The sequence below is a fragment of the Streptomyces sp. NPDC006997 genome (assembly GCF_040635175.1).
Lineage (GTDB): Bacteria > Actinomycetota > Actinomycetes > Streptomycetales > Streptomycetaceae > Streptomyces.
In genome coordinates this window covers 128,588-142,381 of sequence record NZ_JBEYHH010000007.1, presented here as the reverse complement: position 1 = coordinate 142,381, position 13,794 = coordinate 128,588, and the positions used below count along the sequence as shown (strand labels likewise).

Annotated in this window: 14 protein-coding genes; 8 read left to right on the top strand and 6 right to left on the bottom strand. The window is 75.3% G+C overall.

The annotated features are described in order from the left end of the window. The first annotated feature begins 38 nt into the window (after positions 1–38). From ABZ659_RS09485 to ABZ659_RS09455, 7 genes are all read left to right on the top strand, one after another. The gene (locus tag ABZ659_RS09485) at positions 39–2,870 is read left to right on the top strand and encodes a Na+/H+ antiporter subunit A (protein ID WP_360215509.1); all 2,832 of its coding nucleotides are present in this window, start codon (positions 39–41) and stop codon (positions 2,868–2,870) included. Continuing rightward, on the top strand, positions 2,867–3,286 hold the full coding sequence (locus tag ABZ659_RS09480) for a Na(+)/H(+) antiporter subunit C (RefSeq protein ID WP_360215506.1): 420 nt from the start codon (positions 2,867–2,869) through the stop codon (positions 3,284–3,286). Before ABZ659_RS09485 ends, ABZ659_RS09480 begins: the two co-directional genes overlap by 4 nt. Further along, positions 3,283–4,788, top strand: a complete 1,506-nt coding sequence (locus ABZ659_RS09475; protein ID WP_360215503.1) for a Na+/H+ antiporter subunit D — start codon at positions 3,283–3,285, stop codon at positions 4,786–4,788. The genes ABZ659_RS09480 and ABZ659_RS09475 overlap by 4 nt, the downstream gene beginning before the upstream one ends. Then, positions 4,785–5,321 (top strand): Na+/H+ antiporter subunit E, encoded by a 537-nt coding sequence (locus tag ABZ659_RS09470; protein WP_360215500.1) that lies wholly within the window; start codon positions 4,785–4,787, stop codon positions 5,319–5,321. The genes ABZ659_RS09475 and ABZ659_RS09470 overlap by 4 nt, the downstream gene beginning before the upstream one ends. Beyond that, on the top strand, positions 5,318–5,584 hold the full coding sequence (locus ABZ659_RS09465) for a monovalent cation/H+ antiporter complex subunit F (protein WP_360215497.1): 267 nt from the start codon (positions 5,318–5,320) through the stop codon (positions 5,582–5,584). Before ABZ659_RS09470 ends, ABZ659_RS09465 begins: the two co-directional genes overlap by 4 nt. Beyond that, positions 5,581–5,973 carry a monovalent cation/H(+) antiporter subunit G gene (mnhG, locus tag ABZ659_RS09460; RefSeq protein WP_360215494.1) on the top strand — a complete coding sequence of 131 codons (393 nt, stop codon included), beginning with the start codon at positions 5,581–5,583 and terminating at the stop codon, positions 5,971–5,973. The genes ABZ659_RS09465 and mnhG overlap by 4 nt, the downstream gene beginning before the upstream one ends. A 124-nt stretch (positions 5,974–6,097) precedes the next feature. Continuing rightward, a complete protein-coding gene (locus tag ABZ659_RS09455) occupies positions 6,098–7,312 on the top strand; it encodes a phosphodiester glycosidase family protein (RefSeq protein WP_360215491.1) in 1,215 nt (404 codons plus the stop codon). Between the two features lie 15 nt (positions 7,313–7,327). Here ABZ659_RS09455 and ABZ659_RS09450 read toward each other — a convergent pair whose 3' ends face one another. The 6 genes from ABZ659_RS09450 to ABZ659_RS09425 form a co-directional block, all read right to left on the bottom strand. Beyond that, the gene (locus ABZ659_RS09450; protein WP_360215488.1) at positions 7,328–7,522 is read right to left on the bottom strand and encodes a hypothetical protein; all 195 of its coding nucleotides are present in this window, start codon (positions 7,520–7,522) and stop codon (positions 7,328–7,330) included. 135 nt (positions 7,523–7,657) lie between these two features. After that, positions 7,658–8,521 (bottom strand): phosphatidylinositol-specific phospholipase C/glycerophosphodiester phosphodiesterase family protein, encoded by an 864-nt coding sequence (locus tag ABZ659_RS09445; RefSeq protein ID WP_360215485.1) that lies wholly within the window; start codon positions 8,519–8,521, stop codon positions 7,658–7,660. A gap of 176 nt (positions 8,522–8,697) precedes the next feature. Further along, the gene (locus ABZ659_RS09440) at positions 8,698–9,780 is read right to left on the bottom strand and encodes an acyl-CoA dehydrogenase family protein (protein ID WP_360215482.1); all 1,083 of its coding nucleotides are present in this window, start codon (positions 9,778–9,780) and stop codon (positions 8,698–8,700) included. Beyond that, on the bottom strand, positions 9,777–10,961 hold the full coding sequence (locus ABZ659_RS09435; protein WP_360215479.1) for an acyl-CoA dehydrogenase family protein: 1,185 nt from the start codon (positions 10,959–10,961) through the stop codon (positions 9,777–9,779). The genes ABZ659_RS09440 and ABZ659_RS09435 overlap by 4 nt, the downstream gene beginning before the upstream one ends. Next, complete coding sequence (locus ABZ659_RS09430) at positions 10,958–11,923, bottom strand: NADPH:quinone oxidoreductase family protein (RefSeq protein ID WP_360215476.1); 966 nt, start codon at positions 11,921–11,923, stop codon at positions 10,958–10,960. The genes ABZ659_RS09435 and ABZ659_RS09430 overlap by 4 nt, the downstream gene beginning before the upstream one ends. Positions 11,924–12,009: 86 nt before the next feature. Next, positions 12,010–12,603 (bottom strand): XRE family transcriptional regulator, encoded by a 594-nt coding sequence (locus ABZ659_RS09425; protein ID WP_360215473.1) that lies wholly within the window; start codon positions 12,601–12,603, stop codon positions 12,010–12,012. Between the two features lie 77 nt (positions 12,604–12,680). Between ABZ659_RS09425 and ABZ659_RS09420 the strand changes: the two genes are divergently transcribed. After that, positions 12,681–13,619 carry an NAD(P)/FAD-dependent oxidoreductase gene (locus tag ABZ659_RS09420; RefSeq protein WP_360215470.1) on the top strand — a complete coding sequence of 313 codons (939 nt, stop codon included), beginning with the start codon at positions 12,681–12,683 and terminating at the stop codon, positions 13,617–13,619. The last annotated feature ends 175 nt before the right edge of the window (positions 13,620–13,794 follow it).

The window sequence follows — 13,794 nt, the reverse complement described above, 5'->3', positions numbered from 1 at the left end:
GTCGGCGGGGCGGACCGCCGCGGAGGGGTGGTGCTGCTGTGCTGTTCCTGCTGGCCGCCCATGCCGTGGTCGCGGCGGCGGTCCTGGGGGCGCGGCGGCGGCTGGGCGGGGCGGTGTGGGGGGTGGCGGCACTGGTGCCGCTGGCGGTGGTGGTCTGGGCGAGCGTGCGGTCGGCGGGGGTGCTGGACGGAGAGGTCCACACCGACTCCCTCGCGTGGGCGCCGTCGCTGGGGCTCACGATCGACCTGCGGCTGGACGCGCTGGCCCTGCTGATGCTGTGGATCGTCGCCGGCGTCGGGGCGCTGGTGCTGCTGTACTGCCGGTACTACGTGGAGCGGGACGGCGCCCAACTCGCGGCGCTGCTGCTGCTCTTCGCGGGGGTGATGGCGGGGCTGGTGCTGGCCGACGGCCTCTTCGTGCTCTACGTGTTCTGGGAACTGACCACGGTGGTGTCGTTCCTGCTGATCGCCGGGCGCGGGGAGTCGGCCGAGGAGCGGCGGGCGGCGCGGCAGGCGCTGCTGGTGACGACGGCCGGTGGCCTGGTGATGCTGCTCGGCTTCGTGCTGCTGGCGTCGGCGGCCGGGACGCAGCGGATCTCCGCGATCGTCGCCGACCCGCCGCGCGGCGACACGGTCACCGCCGCCGTCGTCCTCATCCTCGTCGGCGCGTTCGCGAAGTCCGCCCAGTTCCCGCTGCACGGCTGGCTCCCCGCGGCGATGGTGGCGCCGACGCCGGTGAGCGCCTATCTGCATGCGGCGGCGATGGTGAAGGCGGGCGTCTACCTGGTGGCCCGGCTCGCGCCCGCGCTGGCGGAGGTCGGTCCGTGGCGGCCGATGGTGCTCACGGTGGGCCTGGGCACCCTGGTCCTCGGCGCGTGGCGGGCGCTGCGCGCGCTGGACCTGAAGCTGCTGCTGGCCTACGGCACGATCAGTGAACTGGGCCTGATGACCGCGCTGCTCGGCGCGGGCACCCGTACCGCGGCGATCGCGGGGACGGTGCTGCTGATGGCGCACGCCGCGTTCAAGTCGGCGCTGTTCCTGTCGGTGGGGATCGTGGACCGCCGCACCGGCACCCGGGACGTGCGGGAGCTGTCGGGGCTGGGGCGGCGGATGCCGGTGCTGTGCGCGGTGGCGGCGCTCGCCGCGGCGTCGATGGCGGGGCTGCCGCCACTCGTCGGCTATCTGGCCCACGAGGCCGCCGTGGAGGCGCTGGGGCACGGACCCGGCCTCGCGGCGCACGGCTGGCTGACGGCGGCCCTGGTCGCGGGCTTCGCGCTGACGCTGGCGTACAGCGCGCGGTTCCTGCGGGGGGCGTTCGGCGGTCCGGTGACGGGCGCCGTCGAGCGGGCGCGGCGGCCGGAGCCGGGGTTCCTCGCGCCGGTGGCGGTGCTGTCGGCGGCGGGGCTGGTCCTCGGGGTGGGATACGCGGGCACGGCGGCCGTCGCGGAGGCGTACGCGGACGTGTTCCCGGCGGGGTCTGACGGACCGTACGCGTTGAAGCCGTGGCACGGGTTCACCGGGGTGCTGGGGCTGTCGGTGTTGGCGCTGCTGCTCGGCGCGCTGCTGCACGTGGTCCTGCGGCGGGTGCCGTACGGCGCCGGGCGGCGGCTGCGCCGGCTGCCGGACGCCCAGGTCCTGTTCGACCGTTGTCTCGCCGGCGTCGACCGGGTCGCGGTCGCCGTCACCGGGCGGGTCCAGGTCGGCTCGCTGCCGGTCTACCTGACGGTGCTGCTGACGACGGTGGTCGTGGTGCCCGGGGTGGCCCTCGCGGCGGCGGCGCCCACGCTGGGGTCGCCGTCGGCGTGGTGGTCGCCGGTGGAGCCGGTGCTGGGGGTGCTGGTGCTGGTGTCGGCCGGGGCGGTGGTGGCCGCCCGGCACCGGCTGACCGGCGTGCTGCTGGCGGGCGCCGTCGGCTACGGCGTGGCGGGGATCTTCCTGGTGCGCGGGGCGCCGGACCTGGCCCTCACCCAGTTGCTGGTGGAGACCATGACGCTGGTCGTGGTGGTGCTGGTGCTGCGGCGGATGCCGTCGCGGTTCAGCCCGGGCCCGACGGTGGCCCGGGCGCGGCTGCTGCGGGCGGCGGCGGCCTGCGCGGTCGGGGTGTTCGTCATCTGCTTCGCCCTCGCCACGTCCGCGGCCCGCCGGGCGCCGCCCGTCTCCGCGCAACAGGTGCGGCACGCCCGGGAGGCGGGCGCCGACAACGTGGTCAACGCGATCGTCGTCGACTTCCGCGCCCTGGACACCCTCGGGGAGATCTCGGTGCTGCTGGTGGCGGCGGTCGGCGTGGTCAGCCTGGTCCGGGTGCGTGGCCGGGGCCAGGCGCGGCGGGGCGGTGAGCGACGGCGTACGGCGTTCCCGACCGCGCACTGGGACGAGCCCGCGGGGACCTGGCTGCCGGGGGCGCGGGAACGGCCCGGCGGTGAGCGGTCGGTACTCCTCGAGGTGGTGACCCGGCTGCTGTTCCCGTCGATCCTGGTGCTCTCCCTGTTCCTGCTGTTCTCCGGGCACTACCGGCCCGGCGGCGGCTTCGCGGGCGGGCTGGTGGCGGGTCAGGCGTTCGTGCTGCGCTACCTGGTGGGCGGGCGCGCCGACCTGGGCGCGGCGGTGCGGGTGCACTCGGGCGTGGTCGCGGGCACGGGCCTGATGATCGCGTCCGTGGTCGGGCTGCTCCCGGCGCTGGCCGGGGGCGCGCCGCTGGAGAGCACGGTGGTGACACTCCATCCGCCGCCGCTGGGCACGGTGAAGTTCGCGACCAGTGTCTTCTTCGACGTCGGGGTCTACCTGGTCGTCGTCGGGGTCACGCTGAAGCTGCTGTCGGCGGCGGGCGTCTCGCTCGGCCGGGGGCGCGCGGAGCGGGAGGCCGCCTCGTGAACACCATCGACATCACCCTGTCCGTCGTGGTCGGCGCGCTGTTCGCGGTCGGGTTCTACCTGATGCTGCAACGCTCGCTGATGCGGATCGTGCTGGGGTTCATCGTGCTCGGCCACGGCACCAACCTGTTGCTGCTGGTCGCGGGCGGCACCCCGGGGCGGCCCCCGATCACGGACGGGAAGGCGGCGGCCCCGGAGCGGTACGCCGATCCGCTGCCGCAGGCGATGGCGCTGACGTCGATCGTGATCACGTTCGCGCTGACCGCGTTCCTGACGGCGCTGGCGTACCGGTCCTGGCGGCTGTGGGGCAACGACGAGGTGCGCGACGACGTGGAGGACCGCCGGATCGGCACCTTCGCGGAGCGCGCCAGGCGACACGACGACCGCGAGCGGACCCCACCGGAGGACGCGCGATGAGGGGGACGCTGCTGGCGCTGCCGGTGCTGCTGCCGCTGCTCGGCGCCGGGCTGTCGCTGCTCGGGCCGCGGCGGGCGGTCATCCGCGGCCTGAGCGGGGCGGTGCTCGCGGTGGTGCTGGCCGACGCGGCGGCGCTGCTGGTGCTGGCCGACCGGGACGGGCCGCAGGCCGTGCACATGGGTGGCTGGCCCGCGCCGCTCGGCATCACCCTGGTCGCGGACCGGCTGTCGGCGCTGCTGCTGACGGTGTCCGCGCTGGTGTCCCTCGCCGTGCTGGGCTTCGCGGTCGGGCAGGGCACGGCGGAGCGCCGGGAGCGCTCGGCGCGGGTGTTCCACCCGGCCTACCTGGTGCTCGTCGCGGGCGTGAGCCTGGCCTACCTCTCCGGTGACCTGTTCAACCTGTTCGTCGCGTTCGAGGCGATGCTGGCGGCGTCGTACGTGCTGATCACGCTGGACGCGGGGCGGAACCGCACCCGCGCGGGGATGACGTACACCATCGTCAGCCTGACCTCGTCGCTGCTGTTCATCACCCTGATCGCGCTGGTGTACGCGGCCACCGGCACGGTCACGCTGGCGCAGCTCGGGCCGCGGCTCGCGGAGCTGGACGGCGGGCTGCGGGGCGCGCTGGCGCTGCTGACGCTGACCGTCCTCGGCATCAAGGCGGCGCTGGTACCGCTGCACTTCTGGCTGCCCGACAGCTACCCGACCGCGCCCGCGCCGATCACCGCGGTGTTCGCCGCGCTGCTGACGAAGGTCGGCGTGTACGCGCTGCTGCGCACCGAGACGCTGATGTTCCCGCGGTCCGGGGTGTGGCCGCTGCTGGCCTGGGTGGCGGTCGCGACGATGCTGGTGGGCATCCTGGGCGCCCTCGCGCAGGACGACATCAACCGGCTGCTGTCCTTCACCCTCGTCAGCCACATCGGGTTCATGCTGTTCGGGCTCGCCCTGTTCGACGTGCGCGGGCTGACCGGGACCATCCTCTACGTCGTCCACCACATCGTCGCGCAGGCGGCGCTGTTCCTGGTCGCGGACCTGATGGTGCGGCGCAGCGACACGGCGGCGCTGTCGGTGATGGCGCGGCGGCCGACGCCGGGCGCCGCGGTCGCCGTCCTGTTCGCGCTCCCGGCGATGAGCCTGGCGGGGGTGCCGCCGTTCTCCGGGTTCGTGGCCAAGCTGGCGCTGTTGCAGGCCGGTGCCGGGCGTGCCGGGGCGGTGGCGTACCTGCTGCTCGGGGCGGCGGTGCTGACCAGCGCGCTGACCCTGTACGCGATGGTCCGGGTGTGGACGGCCGGGTTCATGAAGCCGCCGCGTCCGGCGCGGGGCGCGTCGGTGCGCACGCGCGGGGCGCGGCTGATGCTGGCGTCGGCGGCCGGGGTGACGGTGGCGGGGCTGGTCGTCACGGCCGGGGCGGGGCCGCTCGCGCGGCTCGGGGAGCGGGCCGCGCAGGACCTGCTGCGTCCGCAGGCGTACCGGTCGGTCGTCCTGGGTGAGGGGGAACGGTGAGCCGGGTCGTGCGGCAGCTGCCGATGGTGGGCTGGCTGTGGGTGCTGTGGGTGCTGCTGTGGGGGTCGCTCGGGCCGCTGGTGCTGGCCGGTGGCCTGGTCGTCGCGGTCGCGGTCGTGGTGGCGTTCCCGCTGCCGCCGGTGCGGGGCTGGGCGCCCCGGCCGCTGGGCGTCGTACGGCTGCTGGCGCGGCTCTTCGCCGACCTGGTCGGGTCGGGCGCGGTGGTGGCCTGGCAGGCGGTGCGGTACGGGCCGCGGACCACCGCGGCGATCGTGGAGGTGCCGCTGCGCGCCGACAGCGACCTGCTGGTCACGGCCGTCGCCGAGGTCACCACGATGGCCCCGGGGGCGCTGGTGATGGAGATCGACCGGGGGCGGCGGCGCCTGTACGTGCACGCGCTGCCCGTCCGCGACGCGCGCGACGTCGAGGAGCGGCGGCGGCAGGCCCGCTCGGTGGAGGACTCGGTGGCACGGGCGATGGGCCAGCCCCTCCCGGACCGCGCCCCGGACGACGCGGGAGGGAACCCGACATGAACCTGCTCTACGCCGTCACGCTCGGCCTGCTGTCGGCCGCCGCCCTGCTGACGCTGGTGCGGCTGGTGCGCGGCCCGAGCGCCCTGGACCGCGTCATGGCGCTGGACGTGATCGTGACGCTGGTCGTCGCGGGCACGGCGGTCGGGATGGTGCTGCGGGAGGACCCCACGCCCGTGCCCGCGCTGGTCGTGCTCACCCTGCTGGCGTTCATCGGGTCGGTGACGGCGGCCCACCTGGTGGAGAAGCGGCAGGGGATGCGATGACCGTCGTACGGGACGTGCTGACGGCGGTGCTGTTCCCGGCCGGGGCGCTGTTCTGCCTGCTGGGCGCGGTGGGGCTGCTGCGGTTTCCGGACACCGGCAGCCGGTTGCACGCCGCCGCGAAGGCGCAGACGCTCGGTCTGCTGCTGGTGCTGCTGGGCGCGGCGGCGCAACTGCCGTCCCGGCACGCGCCCGTGCTGGTCCTCGTCGCCGTCTTCCAGATGCTGACCGCGCCGGTGACCAGCCAGATCGTCGGCCGGGTCGCCTACCGGGTCGACGCGCTCGACCGGCGGCTGCTGGTCCGCGACGAACTCGCCGACCGGCTCGCGAAGGACGGCACGCCCCCGCCCGGGGCGGACGCCGCAGCGCCGGACCGCGACGCGGACCGCTGAGCGGCGGCGTCGCCGGGTGGCCGGGTGTTCCGGCCGCGTCGGCGCGTAGGACCCCCGGGGGCCGCCCCCGTCTGCTGCACTGCTTCCTGTGCACACGACAGCTGACGGACCCTCAGGGGGAACGGTGACGGGCAGAGGACTGCTGGCGTTACTCGCCGCTCTCGGCGCGCTGGCCGGGACGGCGCTGACAGGGGCCGCCCCGGCCGCCGCCGTGGACGACGGCACCCGGGTGGCGCCGGGCGTGGTCTACGAGGAGGTCGACGTCGACGCGCTCGGCGGGCCCACGCGCCTGCACGTGCTGCGCGTCGACGTGGCCGACCCCCGGGTCCGCCTCGACCTGCTGCACCCGGGCGCGGTGGCCGCGCGGGCCACGGTGTCCTCGATGGCCGACGCCTCCGGTGCCGTGGCGGGCGTCAACGGCGACTTCTTCAACATCACCGAGGTACAGCACCCGGGCGTGCCGGCGACGGGGGCCGGCTCGGGCCCGGCGGTCGCGTCCGGGCGGGCGATGAAGGCGGCGGTGCCCGACGCGCAGCGCTTCGGACCGGCACTGCCGCCCGGCACCAGCGCGCGGGACGTCATCGGGGTGGGCGTGGACCGGCGGGCGCGGCTCGACCGGCTGACGCTGGCCGGGAGCGTCCGCACGGCGGAGGGGGCGCTGCCGCTGGGCGGGTTCAACCAGTACGCGCTGCCGGAGGGATCGGTCGGCGTGTTCACGCCCCGTTGGGGCAGCGCCTCCCGGGTGCGCGCCACCTGCGGCACGGACACCGACCGCGCGGCGCCGTGCGGGACGGACACCCATGAGGTGACGGTCCGTCACGGCCGCGTCGTTTCCCACGCCGACGCCCCCGGGAGCGGCCCCGTCGAGCCGGGGACGACGGTGCTCGTCGGCCGGGAGGCGGGCGCGCGGGAGCTGCGGAAGCTGTCCGCGGGTGAGCCCGTGGAGGTCGTCCACCGGCTGGTGGCGGCCGGGAGCCGGGTGCCGTTCCGGTTCGCGGTGGGCGGCTACCCGGTGCTGACGGGCGGTCGGCCCGTACCCGGCCTGAGCAACGCCACCCCCGCGGTCCGCAGCGCCGCCGGAATCGCCGACGGCGGGCGGAGCCTGCTGCTCGTCGCCGTGGACGGGGCGCCGGAGTACCGCACCGGCCTGACGGTCGCCGAAGTGGCGGACGTCATGCGGGAGCTGGGGTCGGTGGACGCCTTCAGCCTGGACGGCGGCGGGTCGTCGGCGCTGGTCGCCCGGGCGCCGGGCGACACGGGTGTCACCGTGCTCAACCACCCGTCCGGTGGCGCCGAGCGCCCGGTGCCGAACGGCATCGGCGTCTACTCGACGCGCTGACCGGGGGCGGCGGCCTCACGGGCGCAGTCCGCTGACGATGTCGGCGGTCGCCGTGAGGCCGCTGCTGATGGTCGGGGCCATGCTGGTGCCCGCCAGGTAGAACCCGAGCAGCAGACAGACCAGGGCGTGCGAGATCTTCAGCCCACCGCTGCGGACGAAGATCACCGCCAGGATCAGGAGCAGCAGCACCACAGAGATGGAAACGGCCATCGTCACACTCCTCCGCCACGCCGCACGTCCGGTTCACGGCGTTCGGCCGCAAGTGTGGCGTAGCGGAGGGTTCGTCCGGGCGGCTGACCTGTCCTCCGATCGTGTGGTCTTGCCGGGGATCCCGCCGCGGGTCGCCTACGCGGCCCGGTGGGCGTCCAGGAACGCCTCCAGGCCCGCCAGGTCGTCGGTGTTGAGGTAGTCGACGTCGGCGGCGAGCAGCTCCGTCCACAGCGCGTCCCGGTCCGGGCCCGGCACGTCCGGCGTCGCCCAGAACCGCACCTGCTGGCCGCGGGCGTGCGCGGCGCCGGTGAGGGCGTGCAGCTTCTCCCGCTCGGCGGTGGGGAACGCGCCGACGCCCCGCCAGGTGAAGTGGTGGGTCCAGTTGTCGCTGACGAGGGAGATGAAGGACGCGGGCGCGGGACCGCCGAGGTCGGCCAGGCGGCCGTCGTAGAAGGCGCGGCGTTCGGTCTGCGCCTCCATGGGGACGCGGGCGGCGCGGTCGCCGGAGATGACGGCGGTGACCGGGCCGCGGCGCACCCGGCCGTGGGCGTAGCTGGTGAACAGGTGCTTGTAGCGCCGCAGTCGGCGGTCGAGTTCGAGGTAGGTGGCCGCGCCGTCGGTCTTGATGTCGACCAGCAGGTGGAGGGGCCGGTGGTGGCCGCGGTAGACCCAGCCGTGCCCGGCGCGGACCCGGGCGGCGAGCGGGTCGAGGTACAGGGACTCCAGGGTGCGGGCCGGGTCGAGGTCCTCGGGGTCGTGGGCGACGAGGAGTTGGCCGTCGACGAGGTAGATGTCGGCCTCGACGCTGCCGAAGCGGTGGTCGAGGGCGTCGAGGAGGGGCCGGGGGTGCTCGTAGTCGTTGTGGGCGTGGGCGCGCCACAGCGGGCGCGGGCCGCGCCCGCGCTCGTCCGCGAGCGCCTGCGTGGCGGGCAGCGCGAACGAGCCCGCGAGGGCGGCGCCGAGGGTGGTGAGGGCTCTGCGGCGGGTGGTGAGGGCCATGTCTGCCTCCCGGGAGGGCCGGATCGGGACGCAGAGAGTATGAGCCGGAACGGACCTCAGAAGAGCTCACCGTGACAGGAGTTGGCCGGACCGCCGCCACGAGTTCACTCCGGCCGCTCCGGACACACGGGAAGGCCCGCCCCGGAAGGGACGGGCCTTCGCGTGCCGGGAACCGGTCAGGGCGTCGGCAGCGCGACGAGTGCGCCCACGGACTGCCGGTGGGCGCCCGCGGTGCCGTACGCGATCGAGTCGGCCTTGGCCCGCTTCAGGTACAGGTGCACCGGGTGTTCCCACGTCATCCCGATGCCGCCGTGCAGTTGCAGCGCCTCCTCGGTGGCGTGCACGGCGACCGGCGCGGCGTACGCCTGGGCGACGGCCACCGCGAGGTCGGTGTCCTCGGCGGTGGTGAGGGCGTCGGCGGCGTTGCGGGCGGCGGCGCGGAGGTTGACGGTTTCCAGCCACAGCTGGGCGAGCCGGTGCTTGAGGGCCTGGAAGCCGCCGACCGGCCGGTTGAACTGCTTGCGCTCCTTCAGGTAGCGCACGGTCTCGGTCAGCGCCCAGTCGGCGACGCCGAGTTGCTCGGAGGCGAGCAGTCCGGCCCCGGCCCGCAGCGCGCGGCGCACGGCCGGCCGCGCCTCCCCCAGCCGTCGGCCGGGCGCGCCGTCCAGGGTCACCGTGGCCAGCGGCCGGGTCAGGTCGAGCGGCACCCGGGGGGTGACGGTCACGGCGTCGGCGGCCACCGCGTACAGCCCGCCGTCGTCCGCGGGCACCAGCAGCACATCGGCGACGGCGGCGTCCGCGACGCCGGTCAACTCCCCGTGCAGGGTGCCGTCGTCGAGTCGTACGGTGTCCCAGTCGCCGCCCGGACCGACGTGCAGGGCGACGGCGAGGGCGGCGACGCGGCGACCGGTGGCCAGCTCGGCGAGCAGGTCGTCGGCGGCGCAGTCGAGCAGGGCCTCGGTGGCGACGACGGCGCTGGTGAGGTAGGGCACGGGCGCGACGGCGCGGCCCAGTTCCTCCAGGACGACGGCGGCCTCGCGGTGGGTGGCGCCCTGGCCGCCCAGCGCCTCGGGGACCAGGAGACCGGCGAGGCCCATGCCCTCGGTGAGCGCCTTCCACGTCTCTCGGTCGTGGGGCTCGTCCGACTCGGCGCGGGCGAGGACGCCGGCGGCGTCGCAGTGGTCGGCGAGCAGGTCGCGGACGGCGGCGCGGAGGGCTTCCTCCTCCTCGCTGTAGAGCAGGTCGGGCTGTGCGCTCATCGGGCGAGGTCCTTCCAGGCGACGTCCTTGTCGGTGCGCGGCTCGGCGGGCAGCCCGAGGACGCGCTCGGCGACGATGTTCAGCAGGACCTCGCTGGTCCCGCCCTCGATGCTGTTGCCCTTGGCCCGCAGGTAGCGGTACCCGGCGTCGCGGCCGGTGAAGTCGACCTGCTGGGGGCGGCGCATGGTCCAGTCGTCGTACGCCAGGCCCTCGGCGCCGCGCAGTTCGACCTCCAGGCCGCTGATCTCCTGCGCGAGGCGGGCGAAGCCGAGCTTCGTCCCGGCGCCCTCGGGACCGGGATGGCCCGCGGCGAGCTGCTGGCGGAGGCGTTCACCGGTGAGCCGGGCCACCTCGGCGTCGACCCAGACCTTCAGCAGCCGCTGGTGCAGGTCGTGGGTGCGCAGTTCGGGGCGTTCGCGCCAGGTCGCGGCGACGGGGCCGATCATGCCGCCCTCGCGGGGCAGCCGCATCCCGCCGATGGCGACGCGTTCGTTGTTGAGCGTGGTCTGCGCGACCCGCCAGCCGTCGCCGACCTCGCCCAGGCGCCGGGAGTCGGGGATGCGGACGTCGGTGAGGAAGACCTCGTTGAACTCGGCCTCGCCGGTGATCTGCCGCAGCGGGCGGACCTCCACGCCGGGGTCGGTCATGTCGCACAGGAAGTAGGTGATGCCGCGGTGCTTGGGCACGTCCGGGTCGGTGCGGGCGATGAGGATGGCCCAGCGGGCGACATGGGCGCTGGACGTCCACACCTTCTGCCCGTTGACCACCCAGTCTCCCCCACTCTCCCTGACGGCGCGGGTGCCGAGCGCGGCGAGGTCGGATCCGGCGCCGGGCTCGCTGAACAGCTGGCACCAGACCTCCTCGCCGGTCCACAGCGGGCGCAGGTAGGTGCGCTTCTGCTCCTCGGTGCCGTAGTGCAGGATCGTCGGCGCGGCCATGCCGAGGCCGATGCCGATGCGCCGCGGGTCGTTGTCGGGGGCGCCCGCGGCCTCCAGTTCGGCGTCCACGACGGCCTGGAGGGTGCGCGGGGCGCCCAGTCCGCCGAGGCCCTCGGGGAAGTGCACCCAGGCGAGCCCGGCGTCGAAGCGGGCGCGCAGGAACTCCAGCCGGTCGGTGTCACCCGGTGGGTGCGCGGCGAGGAACTCCCGCGTGCGGCGGCGCAGTTCGGCGGCGTCGGTCATGCGGCCACCCCCGGCAGCACGGCGATCCGGCCGGTGGTCACGCCGTCCGCCACCCGCTGGACGGCGTCGGCGGCCCCGGCGAGCGGGACGCGCTCGCTGACCAGCGGCTTGACGGCGCCGCGGGCGGCCAGCTCGGTGAGCTGCTCGTGGCACTCCTCGACCAGCTTGGGGTTCTTGGTGTTGTACAGGCCCCAGTGCAGGCCGAGGATCGAGTAGTTCTTCACCAGGGCGTGGTTCAGACCGGGGCTGGGGATGGTGCCGCTGGCGAAGCCGATGACGACGATCCGGCCCTCGAAGGCGACGACCTTCGTGGACTGGGTGTAGGCGTCGCCGCCCACCGGGTCGTAGACGACGTCGGCGCCCCGGCCGCCGGTGGCCTCCTTCACGGCGGCGATGACGTCCTCGGTGTGCCGGTCGATCACCACGTCACAGCCCAGCCGACGGGCGACGGCGGCCTTCTCGGCGCCGCCCGCGACGCCGATGACGGTGGCCCCGGCGGCCTTGCCGAGCTGGACGGCGGCGCTGCCCACCCCGCCCGCGGCGGCGTGCACGAGCAGCGTCTCACCGGGGGCGATGCGGGCCCTGCGGTGCAGCGCGAACCAGCCGGTCTGGTAGCCGATGTGCAGGGCGGCGGCCTCCGCGTCGTCCAGCGCCTCGGGGGCGGGCCGCAGTCCGGCGGCGTCCGCGACGGCGTACTCGGCGAAGCCGCCGTGCGGCAGGAGGGGGGTGGCGAGGACCCGGCGCCCGTCCTCGGTCTCCCCGCAGATCTCCACGCCCGGGGTGAACGGCAGCGGCGGGCGGACCTGGTAGTGCCCGCGGCACATCAGCGCGTCCGGGAAGTTGACACTGGCGGCGCGCACCTTGAGCAGGACCTGGCCGTCCCCGGGGGCGGGCCGCGCCACGTCGGCGAGGCGCATCACCTCGCCCGGCTCGCCGTTCTCGTGCACTTGCCATGCCTGCATGAAGGGCCTCCACGGGGGACTGCTGCGTCTGTCCGGGGTCGGTCCGCATACTAAGCGGTCGCTTGCCGCCCTGGGAACAGCTGGCGTCAGTCGTCTTGCCCGTGCTCACCCCTGCGGGTGGGCCGGGCCCGTACGTGCATCCGCTCCCCCTGCGGCCCGAACAGGCTGATGAACTCCGCCGGGCCCTCCCCCGTCGACCCGAACCAGTGCGGCACCCGGGTGTCGAACTCGGCCGCCTCCCCCGCCGTCAGCACGATGTCGCGGTCGCCCAGCACCAGCCGCAGCCGCCCGGAGAGCACGTACAGCCACTCGTACCCCTCGTGGGTGCGCAGCTCCGGCACCCGCTCCATCTGCGGCTCGAGCACCTTGAACGCCTGGAGCCCGCCGGGCTGGCGGGTGAGCGGCCAGTGGGTGCGGCCGTAGCGGCAGATCGGTGCCGCCCGGACCCGGGGGTCGCGCACCGGCGGGGCGCCCACCAGGTCGTCCAGCGCCACGCCGTGCGCCCGCGCGATCGGCAGCAGCAGCTCCAGGCTGGGCTTGCGCAGCCCGGACTCCAGCCGGGAGAGCGTGCTCACCGAGATGCCGGTGGTCTCGGACAGCGCGGTCAGCGTCACCTCCCGCTCCTTGCGCAGTTGCCGCAGCCGGGGGCCCACGCCCGCCAGGACGTCGTCGGTACTCATGTTCTTATTGCAGGTTCGGCAAACAAGTTTGTCAATCCGAACCCGGTCGGGTGACGGTGGGCGTGGAGGTGGTCACCATGACCGAGAAGACCGAACCGTACGAGGTGGTAGTCGTCGGCGGCGGTGCCGCGGGCCTGTCCGCGGCGCTCGTCCTGGGCCGGGCCCGGCGCCGCACCCTGGTCGTCGACGCGGGCGAGCCGCGCAACGCGCCCGCCGCCCACATGCAGGGCTACCTGTCCCGGGACGGCATGTCCCCGGCCGAGTTCCTGGCCGTGGGCCGCGCGGAGATCGCGGAGTACGGCGTCGAGCTGGTCCGGGACGAGGCGGTCGGCGTGCGCGAGGGCGCGGACTTCGCCGTGACGCTGGCCGGCGGGCGGACCGTGCGGGCGCGGCGGCTGGTGGTCACCACCGGCCTCAAGGACGAGCTGCCCGACGTGCCCGGCGTCGCCGAGCGGTTCGGCCGGGACGTGCTGCACTGCCCGTACTGCCACGGCTGGGAGGTGCGCGACCGGCCGTTCGGTGTCCTCGCGGGTGCCGCGATGCCCGCCCACCAGGCGCTGATGGTGTCCCAGTGGTCCCAGGACGTGACACTGTTCCTGCACCGGGTCCCCGAGGCCGAGCTGTCGGACCAGGACCTGCGCCGGCTGGCCGCGGCCGGGGTGAAGGTCGTCCCCGGCGAGGTCGCGGGCCTGGCGGTGGCCGACGACCGGCTGACCGGCGTACGGCTCGCGGACGGCACCACGCACGCGCGGTCGGTGCTGTTCGTGGCGCCGCGCGCGGTGCCGCGGACCGGGCTGCTGGAGCAACTGGGCGCGGAGCTGACCGAGACGCCGTTCGGCGCGTACCCGGTGGTCGACGCGAGCGGGCGGACCACCGTGCCCGGGGTGTGGGCGGCGGGCAACGCGGCGGGCTTCGGGGAGCAGGTGGTGAACGCGGCGAGCGGCGGCTACCGGGCCGGGGCGACGATCAACGGCGAGCTGCTGATGTCCGACCTGGACGCGACCTTGGGGGCGTAGAGACGCCGCTCCAGGGCGCGGAACACGGCCTCGGGCGTGGAACACGGCCTCGGGCGTGGAACACCGCCTCGGGCGTGGAACACCGCCTCGGGCGTGGAACACCGCCTCGGGCGTGGAACACCGCCTGGAGCGTGGAACGGCGTGCCGGAGGCGTGGACCAGCGCCCGGGAGGCGT